The organism is Salmonella sp. SA15303 (assembly GCF_029962125.1).
In the GTDB taxonomy this organism is placed as follows: domain Bacteria; phylum Pseudomonadota; class Gammaproteobacteria; order Enterobacterales; family Enterobacteriaceae; genus Salmonella; species Salmonella enterica.
In genome coordinates, this window is the sequence record NZ_CP123924.1 from 270,697 (window position 1) to 297,461 (window position 26,765).

Genomic DNA, 26,765 nt, shown 5'->3' on the forward strand with positions numbered 1-26,765 from the left:
CCAGAGGAAAGCATGATGGGTATGAAAGAGACAGTTAGCAATATTGTGACCAGCCAGGCAGAGAAAGGAGGCGTTAAACACGTCTATTACGTGGCGTGCGGCGGTTCTTATGCGGCGTTCTATCCGGCGAAAGCATTTTTAGAAAAAGAAGCGAAAGCGTTGACTGTCGGTCTGTATAACAGCGGAGAATTTATTAACAACCCGCCGGTAGCGCTGGGAGAAAATGCCGTTGTGGTTGTCGCCTCCCACAAAGGTAATACGCCAGAGACAATTAAAGCGGCTGAAATCGCCCGTCAGCACGGCGCGCCGGTCATTGGTTTAACCTGGATAATGGATTCACCGTTGGTGGCGCATTGCGACTATGTGGAAACGTACACGTTTGGCGACGGTAAAGATATTGCCGGAGAGAAAACGATGAAAGGCCTGCTGAGTGCGGTCGAACTGCTCCAGCAGACGGAAGGGTATGCGCACTACGACGATTTTCAGGATGGCGTCAGCAAAATCAACCGTATCGTCTGGCGCGCTTGCGAGCAGGTAGCGGAGCGTGCGCAGGCGTTCGCGCAGGAATATAAAGACGATAAAGTCATTTATACCGTCGCCAGCGGCGCGGGCTATGGCGCAGCCTACCTACAGAGCATCTGCATCTTTATGGAAATGCAATGGATACATTCCGCCTGTATTCATAGCGGTGAGTTTTTCCACGGGCCGTTTGAAATTACCGATGCGAATACGCCTTTCTTCTTCCAGTTTTCCGAGGGCAATACGCGGGCGGTGGATGAACGCGCGTTAAACTTCCTGAAAAAATATGGCCGCCGGATTGAAGTTGTCGATGCGAAAGAACTGGGGCTATCGACCATTAAAACCACGGTTATTGATTACTTTAACCACTCTCTCTTTAATAACGTTTATCCCGTTTACAATCGGGCGTTAGCTGAGGCGCGTCAGCATCCGTTAACGACGCGCCGCTATATGTGGAAAGTGGAATATTAATTACATCAGGATGGATAAAAAAGCAGGGACGCTTTTTATTGTAAAGACAAACAAGGAATAATGATGAGCATCAGCGTATTGGGTATTGGCGACAACGTTGTCGATAAATACCTGCATTCCGGCATCATGTACCCCGGCGGTAATGCATTAAATTTTGCTGTCTATGCGAAATTAGCAGACATCCCCAGCGCGTTTATGGGGGCGTTTGGCAATGACGACGCCGCGCAGCACGTACAGGATGTATTACACCAGCTACAGATAGACATCTCTCACAGCCGCCATTATACCGGCGAAAATGGGTATGCCTGTATCCGTCTCTCGCATGGCGATCGGCAATTTGTCGCCAGCAACAAAAACGGCGTATTGCGGGAACATCCTTTTAGTCTGTCTGACGACGATCTTCGCTATATATCACAATTTACCTTAGTCCATTCCAGTATTAACGGCCACCTGGAATCGGAACTGGAGAAAATTAAACAACAAACCGTCTTACTCTCTTTTGATTTTTCCGGGCGCGGTACAGACGACTATTTTGAAAAGGTATGCCCGTGGGTAGATTACGGATTTATCTCCTGTAGCGGGTTATCGCCAGATGAAATCAAAGTAAAACTCAATAAACTTTATCGTTATGGCTGTCGGCATATTATTGCCACCTGCGGGCATGAAAAAGTTTATTATTTTTCCGGCGCGGATTATCTGGAGTGGCAACCTGCTTATATCGAACCTGTCGATACGCTGGGCGCAGGCGACGCCTTCTTAACCGGTTTTTTGCTTTCCATTTTGCAATCGGGTATGGCGGAACCCGATAAAGAAAGCGTGTTACGCGCCATGCGGCAGGGCGGGAAATCGGCGGCGCAGGTGTTATCTCATTACGGCGCATTTGGTTTTGGTAAACCGTTTGCACAATAGGTTACGTCCCTCAATGTAAAGCGACACTCACTCCAGATAACCCAGGAGGAAGTATGTTTTGGACGGAATTATGTTTTATCCTTGTGGCCCTGATGATAGGCGCCAGGATCGGCGGCGTATTTTTAGGGATGGTCGGCGGGTTAGGCGTCGGCGTGATGGTTTTTATTTTTGGCCTGACGCCTTCTACGCCACCGATTGATGTTATTCTGATTATTCTTTCTGTTGTCCTGGCGGCCGCTTCTTTACAGGCCTCCGGCGGGCTGGATTTACTGGTCAAACTGGCGGAAAAAATTCTGCGTCGCCACCCGCGTTACATTACGTTATTAGCGCCGTTTATCTGTTATATCTTCACTTTTATGTCAGGAACGGGGCATGTCGTTTATAGCTTGCTACCGGTTATTTCTGAAGTCGCACGGGATTCAGGTATTCGACCGGAACGTCCTTTATCTATTTCCGTTATCGCATCGCAACAGGCGATCACCGCCAGTCCTATATCTGCCGCCATGGCGGCGATGATTGGTTTAATGGCGCCGTTGGGCGTCTCTATTTCAACCATTATGATGATTTGCGTGCCCGCCACGTTAATCGGCGTAGCGATGGGGGCAATAGCGACCTTTAATAAAGGAAAAGAGTTAAAAGACGATCCGGAATATCAACGTCGGCTTGCTGAAGGGTTAATTAAACCTGCGCAGAAAGAAAGTAAAAATACGGTGGTCACTTCGCGCGCCAAATTGTCGGTGGCGTTATTTCTGACCAGTGCGATCGTTATCGTTCTGTTAGGACTGATTCCGGCGCTGCGGCCCATGGTGGAAACAGCGAAAGGGCTACAACCGCTTTCGATGTCCGCCGCTATCCAGATTACGATGCTCTCTTTTGCCTGCCTGATTGTGTTGTTATGCCGACCGCAGGTCGATCAAATTATCAGCGGTACGGTATTTCGGGCGGGCGCGCTGGCGATTGTCTGCGCCTTCGGCCTGGCCTGGATGAGTGAGACGTTCGTGAATGGTCATATCGCGTTGATTAAGGCAGAAGTGCAAACTCTATTGCAACAGCATACCTGGCTTATCGCCATTATGATGTTTTTTGTGTCCGCTATGGTCAGCAGCCAGGCGGCAACGACGTTAATTCTGTTGCCGCTGGGGCTGGCGTTAGGGTTGCCCGCTTATGCATTAATCGGCTCCTGGCCTGCCGTTAACGGCTATTTCTTTATTCCGGTGGCGGGGCAGTGTCTGGCGGCGCTGGCGTTTGACGATACCGGTACGACGCGTATTGGCAAATATGTGCTTAACCATAGTTTTATGCGTCCGGGATTAGTTAACGTGATTGTCTCGGTCATTGTCGGGCTGTTAATAGGAAAAATGGTTCTGGCCTGATTGTTATTCATGTTTTTATAGCACACGCCACTTATTATTTTTAATTCAGAGGAAGAAAATGAAAATTAGAGTTTTCATGGCCACCGTGTTGCTGCTCATCAGCCACTGTGTATTTAGCACAACGTCACTACCGCATATTGTTATTCTCGCGACAGGTGGTACTATCGCCGGGACGGCAGCCAATAATACGCAAACCGCCGGATATAAATCTGGTGAACTTGGCGTGCAAACATTAATAAATGCCGTGCCGGAAATGAATAATATCGCTCGCGTTGACGGCGAGCAGGTGGCGAATATTGGTAGCGAAAATATGACCAGCGATATCATCCTGAAACTTTCACAGAAGGTGAATGCGTTATTGGCGCGGGACGATGTTGACGGTGTGGTTATTACTCATGGCACTGACACGCTCGATGAAACCGCCTACTTTCTTAATTTGACCGTGAAAAGCGACAAACCGGTGGTGTTTACCGCTGCAATGCGGCCCGCGTCGGCAATCAGCGCCGATGGCGCAATGAACCTGCTGGAAGCGGTCACGGTGGCTGCTGACCCGAATGCGAAGGGACGCGGTGTGATGGTGGTTTTAAACGATCGTATTGGTTCGGCGCGCTTTGTGACGAAAACTAATGCCACGACTCTGGATACCTTTAAAGCGCCGGAAGAGGGCTATCTGGGGGTCATCGTTAATGGTCAGCCACAGTTCGAAACGCGGGTGGAAAAAATTCATACCCTGCGATCTGTTTTTGACGTACGTAATATCAAAAAATTACCCAATGTGGTGATTATTTACGGCTATCAGGACGACCCGGAATATATGTATGATGCGGCGATCGCCCATCACGCGGACGGTATTATTTATGCCGGAACCGGCGCAGGTTCGGTCTCGGTACGCAGCGACGCGGGGATTAAAAAAGCGGAGAAAGCCGGGATTATCGTGGTGCGCGCTTCCCGCACCGGAAACGGCGTCGTACCGTTGGATAAAGGGCAGCCAGGGCTGGTGTCTGACTCGCTCAACCCGGCGAAGGCGCGAGTCTTGCTGATGACGGCATTAACTCAGACGCGTAATCCGGAACTGATCCAGAGTTATTTCAGTACGTATTAATCATGCAGGCTTGTGCGCCCACCCTTGAAGATGGGCGCACAAGATATTAACGCATGGTCACAAACTCTTCCGATGCGGTCGGGTGAATAGCGACGGTATTATCGAAGTCTTTCTTGGTAGCGCCCATCTTCAGCGCCACTGCGAAGCCCTGCAACATTTCATCCATGCCGAAGCCGATACCGTGGATACCCACAATTTTTTCTTCCGGCCCGACGCAGACCAGCTTCATACGGCACGGCTGGCGGTGTGTCGTTACCGCGGTATACATAGCGGTAAACGATGATTTATAGACTTTCACCTGCTCGTCGCCGTACTGCTCGCGCGCCTGCGGCTCGCTTAACCCGACGGTGCCGATAGGCGGATGGCTAAAGACCACGGTCGGGATGTTGCTGTAGTCCAGATGCTCTTCCGGCTTGTTGTTAAACAGGCGCTCGGAGAGACGGCGACCGGCGGCGACGGCGACTGGCGTTAGTTCTACCGCGCCAGTATTGTCGCCAACGGCGTAAATGCCTTCAACGTTGGTATTCTGGAATTTATCGACAATGATGTAACCTTTTTCATTGGTTTTCACGCCCGCTGCCGCCAGATTAATATTGTCGGTCGACGGTTCGCGACCAATGGCCCAGATCAGGCAATCAACGGTTTCACTGCGGCCATCTTCCAGTTCCAGAGTCAGACTGCCGTCGGCGTTTTTCACCACCGCTTTCGGCACGGCGTGAGTATGCAGTTGCGGGCCTTCGGCGTTCATCACCTCAACCAGCGTTTCGCTAATCATCGGGTCAAAACTGCGCAGCGGCGCATGTTTACGGACAAACAGATGCGTTTTCGCCCCCAGCGCGTTGATAACGCCAGCCAGTTCAACGGCGATATAACCTGCGCCTACCACCGCGACGCGCTCCGGCAAGGCAGATAGCGCAAAGAAACCGTCGGAATCAATGCCGTATTCCACGCCTGGAATCTCAGGATGGCTCGGACGGCCGCCGGTAGCGATCAAAATATGGTCGGCGGTGATGGTTTCGCCGTTCACTTCAATGGTTTTGGCATCGACAAAGCGGGCAAAGCCTTTAATCACATCCACGTTATTTTTGCCCAGCACGTTGTCGTATGAAGTATGGATGCGGTCAATATACGCGGTACGGCTGGCAATCAGCTTGCTCCAGTCGAACTGATTAATCGTGGTGTCAAAACCGTAGTCCGGGCCATACAGATGAATCGCTTCACGAATCTGCGCGGCATGCCACATCACTTTCTTCGGCACGCAGCCCACGTTAACACAGGTGCCGCCCAGCTCTTTGGCTTCGATGAGCGCGCATTTCTGGCCGTACATAGCGGCGCGGTTAATCGAGGCGATACCGCCGCTGCCGCCGCCGATAGCGATGTAATCATAGTGTTTGGTCATGACCGCTCCTTTATGTTCGTTGTCGGACGGATAGATTCTGCGCTACCCGCCAAAATATTCGCGATTGTATACCTGAAGGTGAAAGGTTCCACCGATGGCTGTGATTACTCCGGCACGATCCAGCTTACCGAAGTGTGTCCGTGACCGTTTGGCGCCAACCTGCTGTGCAGCCACGGTAGCACGTTGTTCATCTGCTGCTCCAGTTTCCACGGCGGGTTAACCACGATCATACCGGACGCCGTCATCCCGCGCTGATCGCTGTCCGGGCGGATCGCCAGCTCAATTTGCAGGATTTTACGGATGCCGGTGGCCTCCAGCTCATGAATCATGCGCTTAATTTGCTGGCGGAGCACCACCGGATACCATAGCGCGTATGTCCCGGTGGCGAAACGTTTATAACCCTCGCTGATGCCGCTGACTACCGCCTGGTAGTCGGTTTTCATTTCATAAGGCGGGTCAATGAGGATCAGACCGCGGCGGGAAACCGGCGGCAATTTGGCTTTCAGTTGCTGATAGCCGTCAGCGCGTTCCACGCGGGCGCGGTTGTCTTTTTGAAACTCCGCGCGCAACAGTGGGAAGTCGCTGGGATGCAATTCCGTGAGTTGCAGACTGTCCTGCTCACGCAGCAACTGGCGGGCGATTAACGGAGAGCCCGGATAGTAGCGTAACTGCCCGCTGCGGTTGAAATGTTTTACGACGCTAATATACGGTTCCAGTTCGGCGGGCAGATCGTCCTGCTGCCAGATACGGGCGATGCCTTCCAGATACTCTCCGGTACGTTCAGCATGTTCGCTGCCCAACTGATAACGCCCCGCGCCCGCGTGCGTGTCCAGATAGAGAAACGGTTTTTCTTTCTCTTTTAGCGACTCGATGATCAGGCTCTGAACGGTATGTTTAAGGACGTCGGCGTGGTTGCCAGCGTGAAAGCTGTGACGATAACTGAGCATGGATGCAGATATTCCGGGAAGTAAACAAGTTAGCCGATAGTTTACCGCAGATCCGTAGAGATTACCCCAGTACCGCCATGTTGTTTCGCGCGTTGTGAAAGTATTGCAAGACGTGTTCGTATCATCAAACCGTCAACTGCGCAGGCCAGCATCGCCTGTGGGCAAGGTAGTAGTTTTGACCTGGCGTTATTTTTAATGAAAGGAACCATAATGAAACTACACATTACTGTACTGGCGTCATCTCTGGCGCTGGCGATGCCGGCACTGGCGAAAGATATTCCCCTGTCCCAGGCGGAGTCGATAGCGAAAAGCGTGACGCCCGACTCGGCGAGCGTCGCCTTTAATGACCTTGAGGCTCAATGGCTGACACAGTTGCGTAAGGCATTACAAGGCGATACCGCCGCGTTGACTCGCGACGCCCTGGCTCAGATGCGACAGAATTCCATCCAGGCGGATAATGCCTGGTTACAGGCTAGCGGTTATGATTTTCATACTACTGAGAATCAACAGATGGGGATTACCCTACTTTCCGCCTTCAATACATTGCCGGAAGCAGTATTGAAAGACAATCTGGCGACGGTGACGGCGATTAATCACGATGCCGATGTTAATACCCGTCACCAGGCGCTGGCGGATGCGGAAAGCGTGGAGTATCTCTATTTCCTGAGCGACGCAATGGGGCCGCGGCTGGGGCGGGCATTTCTCGCCGCTTATGATAAAGGTGAGTTGGGCAAAGCGGCGGCGTTGATTAAAGCCTCGGAAGTCAGCACCGGCGCGGCGAAAAAATATTTTCATTACCCGCGTCCTTACCAGGTGCCGGGTAATACTATCCATTTGACGCCGGATGATGTGGTGGTAAAAGATGGTCATCCTTATACCGCAGGTGGCGGTGCTTTCCCCAGCGGACACACGAATACCGGTTATACGGATGCGCTGTTGATGGCGGAAATGATCCCGGAACGCTTTGATGCGCTGGTGATTCGTGGCGCGCGTTATGGCTATTCTCGCCTGGTCCTTGGCGTACACTATCCGCTGGATGTGATGGGCGCGCGGATGGTCGCGCAGCGTAATGTCGCGCATTATCTTAACGATCCGTATTACCGTACGTTATTCAACGAAGCTCGCGCTCAACTGCGTGAGGCGCTGGTGAAAGAGTGCGGTACGACGATTGTCGAATGCGCGGCATCGACCGGAAAAGACGATCCGTACCGCGATCCGGCCATGCATACCTTCTACCGCTTCACCATGACTTATAACCTGCCGCAACAGAAAGGCGAGCATCAGCCGTTGAAAATACCAAAAGGCGCCGATGTTCTGCTACAGACAGCGCTGCCGAACCTGTCGCCAGCGCAGCGTCAGGCGTTAATGGAAGAGACGGCGTTACCGGCAGGATATCCGTTGTCGGGCGAGACCGAGGATCAACAGTTCTGGCAGCGTCTGGATCTGTCCGCTGCTTACGAGATGGCGAGAAAAACGCGCTGACGTTGTCACCCGGCTTATAAAACGTAAGCCGGGATGATGTTAAAGGGGCGGCTTATTGCAGCGATACCCACGTCTGTACGCTGTCCATCATTGAAATTCCCCTTACTATCCCCCATTCTAGATCTCATCGCGAGAGCGCCAAAAGCGCGCTCCACTCACCTTCTTCTACAGGACTGCGCATATGACCAATCCATTACTAACGTCTTTTTCACTGCCGCCTTTTTCTGCAATTAAACCGGAGCATGTGGTGCCTGCGGTCACCAAAGCGTTGGCCGATTGCCGGGCGGCGGTAGAAGGCGTTGTGGCGCATGGCGCGCCGTATAGCTGGGAAAACCTCTGCCAGCCGTTGGCGGAAGCCGACGATGTTCTGGGGCGTATTTTCTCGCCAATTAGCCACTTAAACTCGGTGAAAAATAGTCCGGAGCTGCGTGAAGCCTACGAACAGACGCTGCCGCTGCTGTCGGAATACAGCACCTGGGTTGGCCAGCATGAAGGGTTGTACAACGCGTACCGCGACCTGCGCGACGGCGATCATTACGCCACTCTGAATACCGCGCAGAAGAAAGCGGTTGATAACGCGCTGCGTGATTTTGAACTGTCCGGCATCGGCCTGCCGAAAGAGAAACAGCAGCGTTACGGCGAAATCGCCACTCGCCTGTCTGAGCTGGGCAACCAGTACAGCAATAATGTGCTCGATGCCACTATGGGCTGGACGAAGCTCATCACCGATGAAGCCGAGCTGGCGGGAATGCCGGAAAGCGCTCTGGCGGCAGCTAAAGCCCAGGCGGAAGCCAAAGAGCAGGAAGGTTACCTGCTGACCCTGGATATCCCGAGCTATCTGCCGGTCATGACCTACTGCGACAACCAGGCGTTGCGCGAAGAGATGTATCGCGCCTATTCCACTCGCGCCTCCGATCAGGGGCCGAACGCCGGTAAGTGGGATAACAGCCCGGTGATGGAAGAAATTCTTGCGCTGCGCCATGAACTGGCGCAACTGCTGGGCTTCGAAAATTATGCCCATGAATCGCTGGCCACCAAAATGGCGGAAAATCCGCAGCAGGTGCTCGATTTCTTAACCGATTTGGCGAAACGCGCCCGTCCGCAGGGGGAAAAAGAGCTGGCCCAGCTGCGCGCCTTCGCCAAAGCCGAATTTGGCGTTGAGGAGCTGCAACCGTGGGATATCGCGTACTACAGTGAAAAGCAAAAACAGCACCTGTACAGCATCAGCGATGAGCAGCTACGTCCGTACTTCCCGGAAAACAAAGCCGTGAATGGCCTGTTTGAAGTGGTGAAACGTATTTACGGCATCACTGCCAAAGAGCGTACTGACGTTGATGTCTGGCACCCGGAAGTGCGTTTCTTTGAACTGTATGACGAAAATAACGAGCTGCGCGGCAGCTTCTACCTTGACCTGTACGCGCGCGAACACAAACGCGGCGGGGCGTGGATGGACGACTGTGTCGGCCAGATGCGTAAAGCGGACGGCACATTGCAAAAGCCGGTCGCTTATCTGACCTGTAATTTCAACCGTCCGGTGAACGGTAAACCCGCTCTGTTTACCCATGACGAAGTGATCACCCTGTTCCACGAGTTTGGTCATGGCCTGCATCATATGCTGACCCGCATTGAGACCGCCGGGGTCTCCGGTATCAGCGGCGTGCCGTGGGACGCGGTCGAACTGCCAAGTCAGTTTATGGAAAACTGGTGCTGGGAGCCGGAAGCGCTGGCGTTTATCTCCGGCCACTATGAGACCGGCGAACCGCTGCCGAAGGAACTGCTGGATAAAATGCTGGCGGCGAAAAACTATCAGGCGGCGCTGTTTATTCTGCGTCAGCTGGAGTTCGGTCTGTTTGATTTCCGTCTGCATGCGGAATTTAATCCACAGCAAGGAGCGAAAATTCTTGAGACGCTCTTTGAAATTAAAAAACAGGTCGCCGTGGTGCCGTCACCGACATGGGGTCGCTTTCCACATGCGTTCAGCCATATCTTTGCTGGCGGCTATGCGGCAGGCTACTACAGCTATCTGTGGGCCGACGTACTGGCGGCGGACGCTTATTCCCGCTTTGAGGAGGAAGGCATTTTCAACCGTGAGACCGGTCAGTCGTTCCTTGATAACATCCTGACTCGCGGTGGTTCTGAAGAGCCGATGGAACTCTTTAAACGCTTCCGTGGCCGTGAACCACAACTGGACGCGATGCTGGAGCATTACGGGATTAAAGGCTGATTTTACGTGCAAATCTGCTTAATGGATGAAACGGGCGCCACAGACGGCGCCTTATCTGTTCTGGCTGCCCGCTGGGGACTGGAGCATGACGAAGACAACCCGATGGCGCTGGTGATGACGCCGCAACATCTGGAGCTGCGCAAGCGCGACGAACCGAAGCTCGGCGGTATTTTCGTCGATTTTGTCGGCGGCGCGATGGCGCACCGGCGCAAGTTCGGCGGCGGGCGCGGCGAAGCGGTGGCGAAAGCCGTCGGTATCAAAGGCGATTACCTGCCGGATGTGGTTGATGCCACGGCCGGACTGGGGCGCGATGCGTTTGTGCTGGCGTCCGTCGGTTGCCGCGTGCGGATGCTGGAGCGTAACCCGGTGGTTGCCGCGCTGCTCGATGACGGTCTGACGCGCGGCTACGCCGATGCGGACATTGGCGGCTGGCTTCAGGAGCGTTTGCAGTTGATTCATGCTTCCAGCCTGACGGCGTTGACCGATATCACGCCGCGCCCGCAGGTGGTCTACCTCGATCCGATGTTTCCTCACCGGCAGAAAAGCGCGCTGGTGAAGAAAGAGATGCGGGTGTTTCAGTCGTTGGTGGGGCCGGATTTAGACGCCGACGGACTGCTGGAACCGGCGCGTCAGTTGGCGACCAAACGCGTGGTGGTTAAACGTCCCGATTATGCGCCGCCGCTGGCGGATGTCGCGACGCCCAACGCCATCGTCACCAAAGGGCATCGGTTTGATATTTATGCCGGAACCCCTCTGACGGAGTAACGGATTGCCCGATGGAGCTACGCTTATCGGGCCTACGATTCTCAATTATTTGTAGGCTGGATAAGGCGTAAGCCGCATCCGGCACTGAGTATTACTGTTCGGTACCTGGCGTATTAATCATTCGGTTTAACCACGGCACCATAATGGCCATCACCACGGTGACCGCCAGCGTTACCAGACCAATTTTGCTAAAGACGCCGGTATAAATGGGCAGCGTCTGCAACGGATCGGTGATGTTTTCCGGTACGGCAGTGAAGGTCGCCACATAACCGCCGAGCAGGAAGGCGGCGGCCTGGGTCAGGAACCACATTCCCAGAATAAAGCCCATCAGATGCTGCGGCACCAGAGCGGCGACCATTGCCAGCCCCAGCGCGCTAATCAACAACTCGCCCAGACTCTGGAACAGATACACCAGCACGATAAACCACGGCGACGTCAATCCTTGCGCATCGGCAAACCACATCCCGGCGGCGGCGGTCAGAAAACCCAGCGCGCAGAGGAACATGCCGAGCGTAAACTTCATCGGCATAGTCAGATCTTTGCCTTTGCTACCCAGCCGGGTGTAAATCGCTGCCAGTACCGGACTGGCGACGACCACCCAGAATGGGTTCAGCGCCTGAAAACTCACCGGGTTAATGGCGAATCCAAGAATTTCATGATGCACGTTATTAATCGCAAAGAAGTTCAGCGAGGTAGGCATCTGCGCATACAGAATGTAAAACAGCACGGCTTCAATCATCAGAATAAACGCCACGAACATTTTATTGCGGCCGGTTTTATCCAGACGAAACGCTTCGCGAAAGAAGAAAATAGTGACGACGATAGAAAGGACGATGAGCACCAGATTGGCAATCTTAACGTTGTGCATCAGCCAGGCGCAGAGGAAAATCATGACGACGGTGCCGAGTAGTACCAGCAGCAAATTGCGAAAACGTAGCGGTTTATGATCCGGTTCAGAACCGATATTTTTCACCATGCCACGGCAGGCGAAGTACACCAGAAGCGCAACAATTAAACCAGCGCCGCACAGATTATAGGTCACCGCATAGCCAAATTTATCGGCAATCACCGGCGCCAGCGATAGCGATAACAAAGAACCGATGTTAATCGACATATAAAACAGGGTGAAAGCGCCATCCAGCCGGGGATCTTTAGGCTGATAGCATTTAGAGAGCAGGCTGGCGGGATTGGCTTTAAATAACCCGTTGCCCACGGCAATCGTACCCAGTGCGATAAAAATCAGATCGGGATTTAATAGCGACATGCCGGTCATAAAATAGCCAATCGCCAGCACAATTGCGCCCAGGACCAGGGTGCGTTTAGTCCCTAACAGATGGTCGCCAACATAGCCGCCGATGGAGATCAGGCCATAAACCAGTGCTGCAAAAGCGCCAAAGGTAATAAAGGCCTGTTCCTGAGAAAAACCCAATTGTTTAACGAAAAAGACCGCCAGGATGCCCTGGACGCCGTAATAGCCAAATCGTTCCCATAATTCTACAAAAAAGATCATGAAGAATGGACGAGGTTGCTGCAGCAAGCCCGTAGGTGCAGTTGTATTCATATTCCTTCGCCTTTTAATGCCATCCCGAAACGTATGAGCGCGTATATCAAAACGCGCCGAAAAGACTTACCCTGATATAGACTGCGGTTATTAGCCTGATCAATAGGTTATTATACAAATGATACGCAAACTAATTAGTGGATCACACTAATTATGTTTGGTGTGATGGAATGATGTACTGAGTACTGCGAAGAAGGGGGGATAAACAAAACGCCCACATAAGCGGGCGTTGTTGTTGATAGCCGGAATTTGCCTGATGGTTCAGGCCAACCTGATTGACTATAGACCAGACGCGGTCTTAGCCGCCAGCCGGCACGGCAAGTATTACTCTTCTTCGTCGCGCAGCGGCACAATCAGCATGTCAACGTGAACGGTGTTGATCAGCTGGCGCGCAGAAGACATCAGTTTGCTCCAGAAGTCCTGGTGATGACCGCAAACGACCAGATCCATATCGTATTTCTTGATGGCATCAACCAGCACCTGGCCCAAATCGCCGCTACCGCTCAGGGTTTCAGTGATAGGGTAGCCAGCGTTGGTAGACAGCTCGGTCAGCGCGTGGTGGGTTTCTTCGGAGATACGTTTCTGCATATCGCCCAGATTGACGTCAATCAGACCGGTGTACAGGTCAGAATAGTTCACATCAACGTGGATGAGGGAGATTTTCGCGTTGTAGGGGCGCGCCATAGAGACCGCTTTTTCAACCAGAACTTTACTTTCCGGGGAGAGATCAACTGCGATAAGAATGTGTTTATAAGCCATAGTGTTACTCCTTCCATAAGTTGTCGATGACCATTGAGCTACTGGCGTTTCTTATGCCGCCGCGTCACCCGCGTCCTGCGAACTCTATGCGCGGGGCTAGCTCAGCCGTTTACCATAACTATCCTTACATTATAGCGACCAGGATAATCCGTCAATCTGCCTTGCTTGCCAGTTAGTTAAACAAAATTTCTAGGGAATTGCATTGATAGTGATTAACCTTCTGGTAAAAAAATTAACTGATCTCCTACAATGTGTATAAGAGCCGTTCGAATGCGGAGCGCTAATATGGACGGCTTTCGTAGTACTCTTTCACTGATTGTCTGGCAGGGTATCGGGGAGCGGTAGTCCCGGAGAGGAACTCCGTGGGCGGGTCGCCGGGGAGGAGATATGATAAGCACCGTCTCACTATTCTGGGCTTTATGTGTCGTTTGCATTGTTAATATGGCGCGCTATTTCTCATCGCTACGCGCACTGTTAGTGGTACTTCGTGGTTGCGATCCTTTGCTCTATCAATATGTCGATGGCGGCGGCTTCTTTACCACGCATGGTCAGCCCAACAAACAGGTGCGCCTGGTATGGTATATCTACGCTCAGCGCTATCGCGATCATCATGATGAAGAATTTATTCGCCGTTGTGAACGCGTGCGCCGCCAGTTTCTGCTGACCAGCGCGTTATGCGGTTTGGTGGTGGTGAGCTTGATTGCGCTCATGATTTGGCACTGAATAAAAAAAGCGGGCCAGTTTCCTGACCCGCTCGTATTAGATAAGCCTCCGGATGACGCCGCTTATAGCGGCCTATCAGGCCTGTGTCGTTTCATCCTGACAGGCCGGATTAGCGACAGCGCTATCCGGCCCATTTGGCTTAAATAATCTTCAGGGAAAGCCAGTACAGCACGCCGGAAAGAATAATCGCCGCCGGTAACGTAAATACCCAGGCCATCAGAATGCTGGTCACGGTTTTACGCTGCAACCCGCCGCCATCAACGACCATGGTTCCCGCCACTGAAGAGGAGAGTACGTGAGTGGTAGAAACTGGCATACCGGTGTAGCTGGCAAGACCGATAGAGACTGCCGCCGTCATCTGCGCCGACATTCCCTGCGCATACGTCATGCCTTTTTTACCAATTTTCTCGCCGATAGTGGTCGCCACGCGACGCCAGCCGATCATCGTACCAATACCCAGCGCCAACGCCACTGCCATAATGATCCACACTGGCGCATACTCAATGGTGCTTAACATATCGGTCTTCAGCTTTTTCAGCAGGCGCTGGTCATCGCTGCTTACGCCAGGCAATTTCACGACTTTGTCGGTCGTGTCGGAAATGCACAGCATAATGCGACGCAACTGACTACGCTGTTCAACGCTTAACTTGTCGTAGCTTTCCACGTTTGCCAGCATCCCTTTCGCACGGTTAAGCGCGTTAATGGTGTTAGCCGGATGGCAGTGGAATTCAGTCGGTTCAGTCGCGCCCGGTTCCGGAGAGGGAATCAGTTGGTCAACGCCGGTGACGGCTTTCAGCAGGTCAGGACGCTGCTCAAAGTACGTTTCGACATTGTTGATAGCATCGCGCGTACGGGTGATTTCGTAGCTGGAGGCATTCATATTGACCACGAAACCCGCAGGCGCGACGCCAATCAGCACCAGCATGACCAGGCCAATGCCTTTCTGACCATCGTTCGCGCCATGCGAAAACGCCACGCCGATAGCGGAGAGGATCAGCGCGATACGCGTCCAGAACGGCGGCTTTTTCTTGCCGTCTTTCTTTTCACGTTCGGCTGGCGTCAGGTGGATACGGGCGCGTTTCTTAGTACCGCTCCAGTAGCGGCGCAGCAAGAAAATCAGACCGCCGGCGAATACCAGACCGACAATAGGGGAGATAATGAGTGAACCGAAAATATTGATAACTTTCGGGATGTTAAGCGCATCCACCACTGACGTGCCGGTCATCATCGCATTGGTTAAACCGATGCCGATAATGGCGCCAATCAGCGTGTGGGAACTGGACGCCGGCAACCCGAAATACCAGGTACCGAGGTTCCAGATAATCGCCGCCAGCAACATGGAAAAGACCATAGCGAGGCCGTGCGCGGAACCCATGTTGAGCAGGAGATCCGTCGGTAGCATATGCACAATGGCATACGCCACGCTGAGACCCCCCAGCAAAACGCCAAAAAAGTTAAACACCGCCGCCATGACAACCGCCAGCTGCGAACGCATCGCACGGGTGTAAATCACGGTTGCGACTGCATTGGCTGTGTCATGGAAGCCGTTAATCGCTTCGTAGAACAGCACAAAAGCCAGAGCAAGCAATAATAAAAGCCCGGTATGTAAATCCAGGCCAGCAAACAAATGTAGCATAGGACGTTACGCCATTTTGAGGACATGAACGCGGCGCATTATCAGTGACTTTGGCGGCGCGGGCAAAGTGAAATATAGACTTTTTTTGATGTACTTCGTGCTTTGTTTGATATCACTAAAGAATTATCTTATATATTTCAGATAAATACCATTTTCAGGCGCTTTTCGCGCTGGTGCGACCACTGAGGAAACTTTACAATTCCCGCCCGAATTTGAGAGAGGAAGGCGACGTGGAAAGGTTTGATGCCGTTATTATAGGCGCTGGCGCAGCGGGCATGTTTTGCGCCGCGCAGGCAGGACAGGCGGGTAGCCGCGTGCTGCTCATCGATAATGGCAAGAAGCCAGGACGTAAAATCCTCATGTCCGGCGGTGGGCGCTGCAACTTTACTAATCTTTATGTTGAGCCTGCTGCGTATTTGAGCCAGAACCCCCATTTTTGTAAATCAGCGTTAGCCCGCTATACCCAGTGGGATTTTATCGATCTGGTCGACAGGTATGGGATAGCCTGGCATGAGAAAACGCTGGGACAGCTTTTTTGCGATGATTCCGCCCAACGCATTGTCGATATGCTGGTTGCCGAGTGCGACAAAGGCGGCGTAACGATGCGCCTGCGTAGCGAGGTATTGAGCGTCGAGCGTGATGAGTCGGGTTTCATACTGGCGTTGAACGGCGAGACGGTGACTACGCAAAAGCTGGTGATTGCCAGCGGCGGCCTGTCGATGCCGGGGCTTGGCGCATCGCCGTTTGGCTATAAAATCGCCGAACAGTTTGGTCTCAGAGTGTTGCCGACGCGCGCCGGGCTGGTGCCCTTTACGCTACATAAGCCGCTGTTAGAACAGCTCCAGACGCTGTCTGGCGTCTCTGTGCCCTGCGTGATTACCGCCCGCAATGGCACGGTATTTCGGGAAAACCTACTTTTTACCCATCGTGGGCTGTCCGGCCCCGCCGTTTTACAGATTTCCAGCTACTGGCAACCGGGCGAGTTAGTGAGCATTAACTTATTGCCGGATCTCTCGCTGGAAGACGTTCTCAATGAACAGCGTAACGCGCACCCGAACCAGAGTCTGAAGAACACGCTGGCGATGCATCTGCCGAAACGGTTGGTGGAGTGTTTACAACAGTTGGGGCAGATCCCGGATGTATCGCTCAGGCAGTTGAACGTTCGTGACCAGCAGGCGTTGGTTGACACGCTTACGGCCTGGCAAGTGCAGCCTAACGGCACCGAAGGCTATCGGACAGCGGAAGTGACGCTGGGCGGCGTGGATACAAACGAACTATCATCGCGGACTATGGAAGCGCGCCGCGTGCCGGGTCTCTATTTTATTGGCGAAGTGATGGACGTCACCGGCTGGTTGGGCGGCTATAACTTCCAGTGGGCCTGGTCGAGCGCCTGGGCCTGTGCGCAGGATTTGGCGGCAAAACGCTAAGTACCATTACAAACAATAAGCGAATAGACATCCCGGACAGAGGTGTTAGTATCGATTTATAGCAGTTATGAGTATGCGTGTTTCATTTACGGCCAGGAACGCTGATGATGACAACATTACTCCCTCTTTTCCGGGTACCTACATCATTCACTCCCTTTGACGGCGAGCGCTTCATCGGCGTCTGTTCGTCGTCTGGCCCCTTTTCTTTTTTCATTCTTATCCCGAATGGAAACCCCCGCTGAGCGCACGCCCGGCGGACTTTGTGACACGCATGGTTAGACAACAGGGATTACGGCGGGTCGATTATGGACAAAATGAAGCGTCATCTGGTGTGGTGGGGAGCGGGGATTCTTGTGGCGGTGGCCGCGATAGCCTGGTGGATGCTGCGCCCTGCGGGAATACCGGAGGGGTTTGCCGCCAGCAACGGCAGAATTGAAGCCACCGAAGTGGATATTGCCACTAAGATTGCCGGGCGTATTGATACCATCCTCGTTTCGGAAGGGCAGTTCGTTCGTCAGGGCGAGGTGCTGGCGAAAATGGATACCCGCGTGCTGCAGGAGCAGCGGCTGGAGGCGATTGCGCAGATTAAAGAGGCCGAAAGCGCGGTTGCCGCCGCCCGTGCCTTGCTGGAGCAACGCCAGAGTGAAATGCGCGCCGCGCAGTCGGTCGTCAAACAGCGGGAAGCTGAGCTGGACTCCGTCTCTAAACGTCACGTGCGTTCCCGTTCGCTGTCGCAGCGTGGCGCGGTATCTGTACAACAGTTAGATGACGATCGCGCGGCGGCGGAAAGCGCGCGCGCCGCCCTGGAGACCGCCAAAGCGCAGGTATCTGCGGCAAAAGCGGCGATTGAGGCGGCGCGTACCAGTATTATCCAGGCGCAAACGCGCGTGGAAGCGGCGCAGGCGACCGAGCGGCGTATTGTCGCCGACATCGACGACAGCGAATTAAAAGCGCCGCGCGATGGACGCGTGCAGTACCGCGTTGCGGAGCCGGGCGAAGTGTTATCGGCTGGCGGCCGGGTGTTGAACATGGTCGATCTCAGCGACGTTTATATGACATTTTTCCTGCCGACCGAACAGGCTGGGTTGTTGAAGATCGGCGGCGAAGCGCGACTGGTGCTGGACGCCGCGCCGGATCTGCGTATTCCGGCGACGATCAGTTTTGTCGCCAGCGTGGCGCAGTTCACGCCCAAAACCGTGGAAACCCACGATGAACGGCTGAAGCTGATGTTCCGCGTCAAAGCGCGTATTCCGCCAGAGCTGCTGCGACAGCATCTGGAATATGTCAAAACCGGTTTGCCGGGAATGGCCTGGGTTCGTCTGGATGAGCGCGTGCCCTGGCCTGACGCTCTAAGCGTGAGGCTGTCGCAATGACGTCGCTGACGCTGGTGCCTGTTCCTCCCGTGGCGCAGCTTGAGGGGGTGAGCCAGCATTACGGAAAAACGGTCGCGCTGAACAATATCACGCTGGACATTCCCGCCCGTAGTATGGTCGGGCTGATTGGTCCGGACGGGGTGGGTAAGTCGAGCCTGCTGTCGCTGATTTCTGGCGCGCGGGTGATTGAGCAAGGGAACGTTATCGTCCTGGGCGGCGATATGCGCGATGCGAAACATCGCCGCGACGTCTGTCCGCGCATCGCCTGGATGCCGCAGGGGCTGGGGAAAAACCTTTATCACACGTTATCGGTTTATGAGAACGTCGATTTTTTCGCTCGTCTCTTTGGTCATGACAAAGCTGAACGCGAAGCGCGTATTACCGAGCTGCTGAACAGCACCGGCCTGGCGCCGTTTCGTGACCGTCCTGCCGGGAAGCTGTCCGGTGGGATGAAACAAAAGCTGGGGTTGTGCTGTGCTCTGATTCATGACCCGGAATTGCTGATTCTTGATGAGCCTACCACCGGCGTGGACCCGCTCTCCCGCGCTCAGTTCTGGGACTTAATCGACAGTATCCGCCAGCGCCAGACCAATATGAGCGTGTTGGTCGCAACGGCCTATATGGAAGAGGCGGAGCGTTTTGACTGGCTGGTGGCGATGAATGCGGGCGAGATACTGGCAACCGGCAGCGCGCAGCAACTGCGGGCAAAAACCCATAGCGCGACGCTGGAACAGGCGTTTATCGCCCTGTTGCCAGAAGCGCAGCGCCAGGCGCATAAGCCGGTGGTGATCCCGCCGTATCACGCTGAGCAGGAAGAGATTGCCATTGAGGCGAAAGATCTGACCATGCGCTTCGGTAAGTTCGTCGCGGTTGACCATGTTAATTTCCGTATTCCGCGCGGCGAGATTTTTGGCTTCCTCGGTTCAAACGGTTGCGGCAAATCGACCACCATGAAAATGCTGACCGGTCTGCTTCCCGCCAGCGAAGGCCAGGCCTGGCTATTTGGCCAGCCGGTAGACCCGAACGACATCGACACCCGTCGCCGGGTCGGGTATATGTCGCAGGCTTTTTCGCTCTATAACGAACTCACCGTGCGGCAGAATCTGGAACTTCATGCCCGCCTGTTTCATATTCCGCCAGCGGAGATCCCGGCGCGCGTCGCGCAGATGATCGAACGCTTTATGCTAACGGAGGTGGAAGATACGCTCCCCGCTTCGTTGCCGCTCGGTATCCGCCAGCGTTTATCGCTGGCGGTAGCGGTGATCCATCGCCCGGAAATGCTGATTCTTGATGAGCCAACGTCCGGCGTTGATCCGGTCGCCAGGGATATGTTCTGGCAGCTTATGGTCGATCTTTCGCGTCAGGATAAGGTGACGATTTTTATCTCGACCCATTTTATGAACGAAGCGGAACGTTGCGACCGAATGTCATTGATGCACGCCGGTAAAGTGCTCGCCAGCGGTACGCCGCAGGAATTGGTGCAACAGCGGGGCGCGGCCAATCTGGAGGCGGCGTTTATTTCCTGGCTACAGGAAGCTGCGGGAGCGGCGCCTGAAACCCCAATACCGCCATCCCAGACGCCCGCCGCGTCAGGTAAACCGTCGCGGCAGGGATTGAGCTTCCGGCGTTTGTTCAGCTACAGTCGCCGCGAAGCGCTGGAGCTACGCCGCGATCCGGTACGCTCGACGCTGGCGCTGCTGGGAACGGTAATTCTGATGCTGATTATGGGCTATGGCATCAGTATGGACGTGGAGAACCTGCGTTTTGCCGTCCTCGATCGTGACCAGACCGTCAGTAGTCAGGCATGGTCGCTCAATCTGGCGGGATCCCGCTATTTTATCGAACAGCCGCCGCTCGCCAGCTATGACGAGCTTGACCGGCGGATGCGTTCGGGAGAGCTGGCGGTTGCCATTGAGATCCCGCCTAATTTTGGCCGCGATATTGCTCGCGGTACGCCAGCGCAGATTGGCGTCTGGGTGGATGGCGCCATGCCCAGCCGCGCCGAGACGGTGAAGGGGTACGTTCAGGCGATGCACCAAAGCTGGCTGCAGGAGGCGGCAAGTCGTCAGCCGAACCCGGTTAAACAGGTCGGGCTGCTCAATATTGAAACGCGCTATCGCTATAACCCGGATGTGAAAAGTCTGCCCGCTATCGTTCCGGCGGTCATTCCGCTGCTGCTCATGATGATCCCGTCAATGCTTAGCGCCCTGAGCGTGGTGCGGGAGAAAGAGCTGGGGTCGATGATTAATCTGTACGTAACGCCGACGACGCGCAGCGAATTTTTGCTGGGTAAACAACTGCCGTATATCGCGCTGGGTATGCTGAACTTCTTGCTACTGTGCGCGCTGTCGGTCTTTGTGTTCGGCGTGCCGCTGAAAGGCAGCTTTCTCACGCTTACCCTCGCGGCGCTGCTTTATGTCATCATCGCCACCGGTCTGGGGCTGCTGATCTCCACGTTTATGAAGAGCCAAATCGCCGCTATTTTTGGGACGTCGATTATTACCCTCATTCCGGCAACACAATTTTCCGGCATGATCGATCCGGTGGCTTCGCTGGAAGGACCGGGAAGATGGATCGGCGAGATCTACCCGACCAGTCATTTTCTGACGATCGCGCGCGGGACGTTTTCCAAAGCGTTGGATCTGTCCGATCTCTGGCCGTTATTTATGCCGTTACTGATTGCCGTCCCGGTGGTGATGGGTCTGAGCATTCTGCTGCTGAAAAAACAGGAGGGGTAATGCGCGGATTACGTAATATTTATAACCTCGGCGTCAAAGAACTGCGCAGTCTGCTGGGCGACAAAGCGATGCTGGCGCTGATCGTCTTCGCCTTTACGATTTCGGTTTACTCCTCTGCTACCGTCCTGCCCGGTTCGTTGCATCTTGCCCCTATCGCCATCGCCGATATGGATCAGTCGCAGTTGTCGAACCGTATTGTGAATAGTTTTTACCGCCCGTGGTTTCTGCCGCCGGAGATGATTACGGCAACGGAAATGGATGCCGGACTGGATGCCGGACGCTATACCTTTGCGGTCAATATTCCGCCGAATTTCCAGCGTGATGTGCTGGCCGGACGTCAGCCTGATATTCAGGTTAACGTCGATGCGACGCGCATGAGCCAGGCGTTTACCGGCAACAGTTATATCCAGAATATTATTAGCGGCGAGGTCAACAGCTTTGTGGCGCGCGCGCGGGGAGATAACGTTCAGCCGGTGTCGCTGGAGATTCGGATGCGCTTTAACCCGAATCTCGACCCGGCGTGGTTTGGCGGCGTGATGGCGATTATCAACAACATTACCATGCTGGCGATAGTGCTGACCGGGTCGGCGCTGATCCGCGAGCGAGAACACGGCACGGTAGAGCATCTGTTAGTGATGCCGGTCACGCCCTTTGAGATCATGATGGCGAAAGTGTGGTCGATGGGGCTGGTCGTGCTGGTGGTTTCCGGTTTGTCTTTGATGCTGATGGTGAAAGGCGTACTTGGCGTACCGATTGAAGGATCGATCCCATTGTTTATGTTGGGCGTGGCGCTGAGCCTGTTCGCCACCACTTCAATTGGGATTTTTATGGGCACCATCGCCCGTTCGATGCCGCAGCTGGGGTTATTAATGATTCTGGTGCTGTTGCCGCTACAAATGCTCTCCGGCGGTTCCACGCCGCGCGAAAGTATGCCGCAGGCGGTGCAGGATATTATGCTGACCATGCCGACGACGCATTTTGTCAGCCTTGCCCAGGCTATTCTTTATCGCGGCGCAGGTTTGAGTATCGTCTGGCCGCAGTTCCTGACCCTGCTGGCGATAGGCGGCGTGTTCTTCCTGATAGCGCTGTTACGCTTCAGAAAAACGATTGGCACAATGGCGTAAACATTATTGCCGGATGGCGGCTGCGCCTCATCCGGCCTACAAACGACAGACGTGCGAACGTAGGCCGGGCAAGCGAAGCGCCCCCGGCGTTAGTCTTCTTTCGGCAAACACTGCAAGTGGCCGTGGCGCACGCCGCGCTGGGCGATAACATCATCGGCAAAATGCTGTACGTCGCCCATATCGCCCTTCAGAACGGCGATCTCCAGACAGTCATCGTGGTTGATATGGACGTGCAGCGTGGCGACGGATAAATCATGATGATGATGCTGGGTGGAGACGATGCGGCTGGCTAAATCCCGTTTCTCATGTTCATAAACATATGAAAGTACCGCGAAACCCTGTGTGCCGTGTTCCTGAGTGGCCTCCTGCGCCAGAGCGCCGCGCAGAATATCACGGATCGCTTCGGAGCGATTGTTATAGCCGCGTCGCTGGCTCAGGCTGTCCAGCGTTTCCAGTAAATCGTCATCGAGGGTGATGGTGACACGTTGCATCTGACTTAAACCTTTTGGTATGGCGCGTCGGCGCATGGGAAGCTCCGCATTTTGTAACACACGTCCGCCGCCAGAGGGAAAAATTAATGTGTCATAGCGCTTTCGTTATCGTCTGCGGCGTCAGCGTAAACGGTGTGGGGGTACAGACTGCCAGACTGAGCGTATCGAGCTGACACTGGCTGACCGACAAGGCAGAGGGCAACGTGCTGTCCACGCTGACGATTTGCCAGGCGCTGCCGCCGCGTTGTTTTACGATGGCTTCTTTACGCGTCCAGATACGCCAGAATGCCGCCAGTTGTTGCTCCGGACGTTCCGCTTCCATTTCAGCATGTTCGCCGAGGCCGAATACCGCATTTGCCAGCGAACGCCAGTTATCGCGCGGGCGGATCACTTCAATATCGCAGCCGACTTCACCTTCGTCGCTAAGCAACAGAGCAATAGTGTCGCCGCTATGACTGAGGTTAAACCACAGCGGCGCTCCGGCGGAAAAAGCCGGTTTACCCTGTTCGCCATACACCATCTCCGGTAGCGGCGAGAGCGCACGGGAAAGCAGCACGCGCCCGGCCAGCCAGCTTGCCCGGCGAACGCCCTGCGGCGCCTGAGCGATTAACGCGTCGGGCAATTGACCTGCGCTTAATGTTGACACTTTTCCCAGAACGACCTGGTACATATCAGGACCAACGTTGCCTATGAAGAAGAGGAGATTGTAGCATCTGTCGCCTCATCCCGGTAAACGGCTTTTCGGTCGGCCTGGCCCCAGTAAGATCGCCAGTTTGCTGCCGCCTTTAGTGGTTTCCATCCAGATTTTGCAGACGCTGGTCAAAGGAACGGACAAGAGCATCCCGACCGGGCCTAATAGCCATCCCCAGACCAATAACGAAAGAAATACCACCAGCGTGGACATTCCCAGACGATGGCCCATCATGCGTGGCTCCATAATGTTGCCAATCACCATATGGACCACCAAAAAGAGCGCGCCGACCAGTACGCACTCGTAAAAACCGTTAAATAACAGCGCCTGAATCATGGGGGGAACGGCGGAAATCACCGAGCCGATATTAGGAACGTAATTGAGCAAAAAGGCCAGTACGCCCCACATTAGCGCAAACTGAATACCCATTAACGCCAGTCCCAGCCAGATAATCGCGCCCGTCCATAAACTGAGCAGCGTTTTCAGCGCCAGATAATGCGAGACGCCTTTCAGGGCGCGGTGCAGGCCGGCAATATGGATTTGTGGATTGTTTAGCGCGAAACGTAATTTATAAGGCACGTGACGCACCTCAAACAGCATAAAAACCACGGTCATCACCAGCAGCACAATGCTTGCCATCGCGCCCGATACGCCGGTCATTAATGTTGTGGTGAAGAGCATGATTTTATCGGAATCCATCCCGCGGAGCATACGTTCCGGAGACATATGTAAATTCAGGAAGGGCATTAACTCCTGAAGGTGTAAGACCTTACGCGTCAGCTCCTTGCTGTATTTAGGCAGCATAGCGATAAATTCATTAAGCGATGCGGCAAGCACACCCACCAGCGCGGTAAGCACGATCAGCATGACGACCACCACGATAGTAATCGCCAGCGGTCGCTTCACGCCCCGACGAATAAACCAGGTCACTAATGGATTAAGAACAATGGCGAAAAAGAGCGCCAGCAAGAGTTGTACAATAATATCCGCCGCGGCATGAATCCCGGCGAGAATAATAACCAGGGAGGCCAGTTTCAGCAGAATATGCATACCCGTTTTGTCGGGTTGAGCGGTTGCCATGAAGTTTTCCTTGTTGTGTTTTTTTCTAAGTGTAGCGGCTGCCCTGATACCGATAATCTGAATCTCACTACTGATTTTCACCGCGCGCCATGATAGAAAAGAAAACATGTTGTAAAAATGCGGTGATACTCATGCCCGAACCCGTCGCTGAACCGGCGCTAAACGGATTGCGCCTCAATCTGCGTATTGTCTCCATTGTGATGTTTAACTTTGCCAGCTACCTGACCATCGGCCTGCCGCTCGCCGTCTTGCCCGGCTATGTGCATGATGCGATGGGATTCAGCGCGTTCTGGGCGGGGCTTATTATCAGCCTGCAATACTTCGCCACTCTGTTAAGCCGTCCCCATGCCGGGCGGTATGCGGATGTATTAGGGCCGAAAAAAATCGTTGTCTTTGGCTTATGCGGCTGTTTTTTAAGCGGACTCGGCTACCTGCTGGCGGATATCGCCAGCGCCTGGCCGATGATCAGTTTGTTGCTACTGGGGCTGGGTCGCGTGATTTTAGGGATTGGGCAAAGTTTTGCCGGCACCGGTTCGACACTGTGGGGCGTCGGCGTCGTCGGGTCGTTGCATATTGGTCGGGTCATCTCCTGGAACGGTATCGTCACCTACGGCGCAATGGCGATGGGCGCGCCGCTGGGCGTGCTGTGTTATGCCTGGGGCGGGTTACAGGGACTGGCGCTAACGGTGATGGGCGTGGCGCTGTTGGCGGTACTGTTAGCCCTTCCACGTCCGTCGGTGAAGGCGAACAAAGGCAAGCCGCTACCGTTTCGCGCGGTGCTGGGGCGTGTCTGGCTGTATGGTATGGCGTTGGCGCTGGCCTCGGCAGGGTTTGGCGTCATCGCGACGTTTATTACCTTATTTTATGATGCTAAAGGCTGGGATGGCGCCGCTTTTGCGCTCACGTTATTTAGCGTCGCGTTTGTCGGCACGCGTTTGCTGTTCCCTAACGGCATCAATCGTTTAGGCGGGTTGAATGTCGCCATGATCTGCTTTGGCGTGGAGATTATTGGTCTGTTACTGGTGGGAACGGCAGCCATGCCGTGGATGGCAAAAATCGGCGTTTTACTCACGGGGATGGGTTTTTCTCTGGTCTTTCCGGCGCTGGGCGTGGTGGCCGTCAAAGCCGTGCCGCCGCAGAACCAGGGTGCGGCGCTGGCGACCTATACCGTCTTTATGGATATGTCTTTGGGGGTTACCGGGCCGCTGGCAGGGCTGGTGATGACCTGGGCGGGCGTGCCGGTGATTTATCTGGCGGCGGCCGGGCTGGTAGCGATGGCGCTATTGCTGACCTGGCGCTTAAAAAAACGGCCTCCGTCTGCACTGCCGGAGGCCGCATCATCGTCGTAAAGGTTACTTAATAACCAACGTATTGATGATGTTTTCAGCCGTGGTTTGCGCTTTTTGCTGATTGTCCGCAGGCAGCGTGACCTGAATCGTCAGCAATTGGTTATCCACTTTGCCCAGCACGATGGAAGAATACGCCGTCTGGCCCTTCGCGGAGATAATGCTGTCCAGTTGTTGCAACGTATGGCCTTTGAGCTCAATAGACTTATTGGTGACGACCTGAAGCTGCGGGTCGCGGCTACGCTGTTGCTCAAGCAGGCGGTTTGCCAGCACCGGCAACGCTTCATCGGTATTATCGCCGACGATAACAATCACCGCTTTCTGGCCCGTCGGGTCAGAATAAACGTGCATATTATTCGCCTGGGTGCCCAGCTTACCGCTTTGATCGGTCATATCCGCCGGCAGCGAGAAACTGAGTTTGCCATCCATCAGGCTGATGGGCTGACCGGATGCCTGGCTTTCCGCGGCGGCGCTTTCTGCCGACGCTTTTGTATCGTTGTTATCACAGGCCGCAAGCCCCATAACCAGCAGGCCAATACCGGCATATTTAACCAAATTGCGCATTGACTTCTTCCTTTCGATAAACGGCCATAACGGCTCATTCGCTCATCTTATCACAACTCGG

At 54.3% G+C, this 26,765-nt stretch carries 23 protein-coding genes; 13 read left to right on the forward strand and 10 right to left on the reverse strand.

The features are described from left to right. Positions 1 to 12: 12 nt before the first annotated feature. From fraB to fraE, 4 genes are all read left to right on the forward strand, one after another. The gene (fraB, locus tag QEN31_RS01240) at positions 13 to 990 is read left to right on the forward strand and encodes a 6-phosphofructose-aspartate deglycase (RefSeq protein ID WP_010989080.1); all 978 of its coding nucleotides are present in this window, start codon (positions 13 to 15) and stop codon (positions 988 to 990) included. Between the two features lie 63 nt (positions 991 to 1,053). Then, a complete protein-coding gene (fraD, locus tag QEN31_RS01245; protein WP_000028429.1) occupies positions 1,054 to 1,899 on the forward strand; it encodes a fructose-aspartate kinase in 846 nt (281 codons plus the stop codon). Positions 1,900 to 1,952: 53 nt separating this feature from the next. Continuing rightward, on the forward strand, positions 1,953 to 3,272 hold the full coding sequence (locus QEN31_RS01250) for an anaerobic C4-dicarboxylate transporter family protein (protein ID WP_000498935.1): 1,320 nt from the start codon (positions 1,953 to 1,955) through the stop codon (positions 3,270 to 3,272). Positions 3,273 to 3,330: 58 nt separating this feature from the next. Beyond that, complete coding sequence (fraE, locus tag QEN31_RS01255; RefSeq protein WP_000702755.1) at positions 3,331 to 4,374, forward strand: fructose-asparagine asparaginase; 1,044 nt, start codon at positions 3,331 to 3,333, stop codon at positions 4,372 to 4,374. Positions 4,375 to 4,420: 46 nt separating this feature from the next. Here the strand turns inward: fraE and gorA are convergent, their stop codons facing one another. Together gorA and QEN31_RS01265 are read right to left on the reverse strand one after the other, a co-directional pair. Further along, entirely contained in the window at positions 4,421 to 5,773 is a 1,353-nt protein-coding gene (gene gorA / locus QEN31_RS01260; RefSeq protein ID WP_000160774.1) for a glutathione-disulfide reductase, read from the reverse strand. A 104-nt stretch (positions 5,774 to 5,877) separates the two neighbouring features. Beyond that, positions 5,878 to 6,720: a 23S rRNA (adenine(2030)-N(6))-methyltransferase RlmJ gene (locus QEN31_RS01265; protein WP_000954235.1), complete on the reverse strand. Its 843-nt coding sequence runs from the start codon at positions 6,718 to 6,720 to the stop codon at positions 5,878 to 5,880. A 210-nt stretch (positions 6,721 to 6,930) separates the two neighbouring features. Between QEN31_RS01265 and QEN31_RS01270 the strand changes: the two genes are divergently transcribed. The 3 genes from QEN31_RS01270 to rsmJ all read left to right on the forward strand — a co-directional run bounded on the left by QEN31_RS01270 (position 6,931) and on the right by rsmJ (position 11,191). Next, positions 6,931 to 8,202, forward strand: coding sequence for an acid phosphatase (locus QEN31_RS01270; RefSeq protein ID WP_000766151.1), 1,272 nt, complete (start codon positions 6,931 to 6,933; stop codon positions 8,200 to 8,202). Positions 8,203 to 8,383: 181 nt separating this feature from the next. Next, entirely contained in the window at positions 8,384 to 10,426 is a 2,043-nt protein-coding gene (gene prlC, locus QEN31_RS01275; protein ID WP_000184178.1) for an oligopeptidase A, read from the forward strand. A gap of 6 nt (positions 10,427 to 10,432) precedes the next feature. Then, a complete protein-coding gene (gene rsmJ / locus QEN31_RS01280; protein WP_001165134.1) occupies positions 10,433 to 11,191 on the forward strand; it encodes a 16S rRNA (guanine(1516)-N(2))-methyltransferase RsmJ in 759 nt (252 codons plus the stop codon). A gap of 91 nt (positions 11,192 to 11,282) precedes the next feature. Here the strand turns inward: rsmJ and dtpB are convergent, their stop codons facing one another. Together dtpB and uspA are read right to left on the reverse strand one after the other, a co-directional pair. Then, a complete protein-coding gene (gene dtpB / locus QEN31_RS01285; RefSeq protein ID WP_001098277.1) occupies positions 11,283 to 12,752 on the reverse strand; it encodes a dipeptide/tripeptide permease DtpB in 1,470 nt (489 codons plus the stop codon). A 324-nt stretch (positions 12,753 to 13,076) separates the two neighbouring features. Continuing rightward, positions 13,077 to 13,511, reverse strand: a complete 435-nt coding sequence (uspA, locus tag QEN31_RS01290) for a universal stress protein UspA (protein ID WP_000323565.1) — start codon at positions 13,509 to 13,511, stop codon at positions 13,077 to 13,079. 387 nt (positions 13,512 to 13,898) lie between these two features. On the opposite strand from uspA, the gene uspB reads away from it, so the two are divergent. After that, complete coding sequence (gene uspB, locus QEN31_RS01295) at positions 13,899 to 14,234, forward strand: universal stress protein UspB (protein ID WP_000626193.1); 336 nt, start codon at positions 13,899 to 13,901, stop codon at positions 14,232 to 14,234. Positions 14,235 to 14,373: 139 nt separating this feature from the next. On the opposite strand, the gene pitA is transcribed toward uspB, so the two are convergent. Next, a complete protein-coding gene (gene pitA / locus QEN31_RS01300) occupies positions 14,374 to 15,870 on the reverse strand; it encodes an inorganic phosphate transporter PitA (RefSeq protein WP_000902764.1) in 1,497 nt (498 codons plus the stop codon). A gap of 230 nt (positions 15,871 to 16,100) precedes the next feature. Between pitA and QEN31_RS01305 the strand changes: the two genes are divergently transcribed. Next, on the forward strand, positions 16,101 to 17,297 hold the full coding sequence (locus tag QEN31_RS01305; RefSeq protein ID WP_000439219.1) for an NAD(P)/FAD-dependent oxidoreductase: 1,197 nt from the start codon (positions 16,101 to 16,103) through the stop codon (positions 17,295 to 17,297). 82 nt (positions 17,298 to 17,379) lie between these two features. Here QEN31_RS01305 and QEN31_RS01310 read toward each other — a convergent pair whose 3' ends face one another. Beyond that, positions 17,380 to 17,511, reverse strand: coding sequence for a hypothetical protein (locus tag QEN31_RS01310; protein WP_001518607.1), 132 nt, complete (start codon positions 17,509 to 17,511; stop codon positions 17,380 to 17,382). Between the two features lie 91 nt (positions 17,512 to 17,602). Here QEN31_RS01310 and QEN31_RS01315 point away from each other — a divergent pair, with 91 nt between their 5' ends. From QEN31_RS01315 to QEN31_RS01325, 3 genes are read left to right on the forward strand one after another with little or no spacing between them, the layout of a single operon-like run. Then, entirely contained in the window at positions 17,603 to 18,670 is a 1,068-nt protein-coding gene (locus QEN31_RS01315) for an HlyD family secretion protein (RefSeq protein ID WP_000359836.1), read from the forward strand. Next, positions 18,667 to 21,408 carry a ribosome-associated ATPase/putative transporter RbbA gene (rbbA, locus tag QEN31_RS01320; protein WP_000202926.1) on the forward strand — a complete coding sequence of 914 codons (2,742 nt, stop codon included), beginning with the start codon at positions 18,667 to 18,669 and terminating at the stop codon, positions 21,406 to 21,408. The genes QEN31_RS01315 and rbbA overlap by 4 nt, the downstream gene beginning before the upstream one ends. Continuing rightward, the gene (locus QEN31_RS01325; RefSeq protein WP_001214750.1) at positions 21,408 to 22,532 is read left to right on the forward strand and encodes an ABC transporter permease; all 1,125 of its coding nucleotides are present in this window, start codon (positions 21,408 to 21,410) and stop codon (positions 22,530 to 22,532) included. The genes rbbA and QEN31_RS01325 overlap by 1 nt, the downstream gene beginning before the upstream one ends. Before the next feature lie 89 nt (positions 22,533 to 22,621). Here the strand turns inward: QEN31_RS01325 and nikR are convergent, their stop codons facing one another. From nikR to QEN31_RS01340, 3 genes are all read right to left on the reverse strand, one after another. Then, positions 22,622 to 23,023, reverse strand: a complete 402-nt coding sequence (nikR, locus tag QEN31_RS01330; protein WP_001190057.1) for a nickel-responsive transcriptional regulator NikR — start codon at positions 23,021 to 23,023, stop codon at positions 22,622 to 22,624. A 91-nt stretch (positions 23,024 to 23,114) separates the two neighbouring features. Beyond that, complete coding sequence (gene acpT / locus QEN31_RS01335; protein WP_099949593.1) at positions 23,115 to 23,693, reverse strand: 4'-phosphopantetheinyl transferase AcpT; 579 nt, start codon at positions 23,691 to 23,693, stop codon at positions 23,115 to 23,117. Between the two features lie 51 nt (positions 23,694 to 23,744). Continuing rightward, a complete protein-coding gene (locus QEN31_RS01340; protein ID WP_000179589.1) occupies positions 23,745 to 24,794 on the reverse strand; it encodes an AI-2E family transporter in 1,050 nt (349 codons plus the stop codon). An 89-nt stretch (positions 24,795 to 24,883) separates the two neighbouring features. Between QEN31_RS01340 and QEN31_RS01345 the strand changes: the two genes are divergently transcribed. Beyond that, a complete protein-coding gene (locus QEN31_RS01345; RefSeq protein ID WP_001576500.1) occupies positions 24,884 to 26,143 on the forward strand; it encodes an MFS transporter in 1,260 nt (419 codons plus the stop codon). A gap of 3 nt (positions 26,144 to 26,146) precedes the next feature. Here QEN31_RS01345 and QEN31_RS01350 read toward each other — a convergent pair whose 3' ends face one another. After that, a complete protein-coding gene (locus QEN31_RS01350) occupies positions 26,147 to 26,704 on the reverse strand; it encodes a DcrB family lipoprotein (RefSeq protein ID WP_001245277.1) in 558 nt (185 codons plus the stop codon). Positions 26,705 to 26,765 lie beyond the last annotated feature (61 nt).

Coding starts and splice junctions, on each gene's coding strand:
- QEN31_RS01250 (WP_000498935.1), top strand. CDS start 1,953: ATGTTTTGGACGGAATTATGTTTTATCCTTGTGGCCCTGATGATAGGC.
- QEN31_RS01350 (WP_001245277.1), bottom strand. CDS start 26,704: ATGCGCAATTTGGTTAAATATGCCGGTATTGGCCTGCTGGTTATGGGG.
- dtpB (WP_001098277.1), bottom strand. CDS start 12,752: ATGAATACAACTGCACCTACGGGCTTGCTGCAGCAACCTCGTCCATTC.
- QEN31_RS01340 (WP_000179589.1), bottom strand. CDS start 24,794: ATGGCAACCGCTCAACCCGACAAAACGGGTATGCATATTCTGCTGAAA.
- QEN31_RS01345 (WP_001576500.1), top strand. CDS start 24,884: ATGATAGAAAAGAAAACATGTTGTAAAAATGCGGTGATACTCATGCCC.
- QEN31_RS01325 (WP_001214750.1), top strand. CDS start 21,408: ATGCGCGGATTACGTAATATTTATAACCTCGGCGTCAAAGAACTGCGC.
- uspB (WP_000626193.1), top strand. CDS start 13,899: ATGATAAGCACCGTCTCACTATTCTGGGCTTTATGTGTCGTTTGCATT.
- fraD (WP_000028429.1), top strand. CDS start 1,054: ATGAGCATCAGCGTATTGGGTATTGGCGACAACGTTGTCGATAAATAC.
- QEN31_RS01315 (WP_000359836.1), top strand. CDS start 17,603: ATGGACAAAATGAAGCGTCATCTGGTGTGGTGGGGAGCGGGGATTCTT.
- QEN31_RS01270 (WP_000766151.1), top strand. CDS start 6,931: ATGAAACTACACATTACTGTACTGGCGTCATCTCTGGCGCTGGCGATG.
- fraB (WP_010989080.1), top strand. CDS start 13: ATGATGGGTATGAAAGAGACAGTTAGCAATATTGTGACCAGCCAGGCA.
- gorA (WP_000160774.1), bottom strand. CDS start 5,773: ATGACCAAACACTATGATTACATCGCTATCGGCGGCGGCAGCGGCGGT.
- QEN31_RS01265 (WP_000954235.1), bottom strand. CDS start 6,720: ATGCTCAGTTATCGTCACAGCTTTCACGCTGGCAACCACGCCGACGTC.
- prlC (WP_000184178.1), top strand. CDS start 8,384: ATGACCAATCCATTACTAACGTCTTTTTCACTGCCGCCTTTTTCTGCA.
- uspA (WP_000323565.1), bottom strand. CDS start 13,511: ATGGCTTATAAACACATTCTTATCGCAGTTGATCTCTCCCCGGAAAGT.
- fraE (WP_000702755.1), top strand. CDS start 3,331: ATGAAAATTAGAGTTTTCATGGCCACCGTGTTGCTGCTCATCAGCCAC.
- acpT (WP_099949593.1), bottom strand. CDS start 23,693: ATGTACCAGGTCGTTCTGGGAAAAGTGTCAACATTAAGCGCAGGTCAA.
- pitA (WP_000902764.1), bottom strand. CDS start 15,870: ATGCTACATTTGTTTGCTGGCCTGGATTTACATACCGGGCTTTTATTA.
- nikR (WP_001190057.1), bottom strand. CDS start 23,023: ATGCAACGTGTCACCATCACCCTCGATGACGATTTACTGGAAACGCTG.
- QEN31_RS01310 (WP_001518607.1), bottom strand. CDS start 17,511: ATGAAAAAAGAAAAGGGGCCAGACGACGAACAGACGCCGATGAAGCGC.
- rbbA (WP_000202926.1), top strand. CDS start 18,667: ATGACGTCGCTGACGCTGGTGCCTGTTCCTCCCGTGGCGCAGCTTGAG.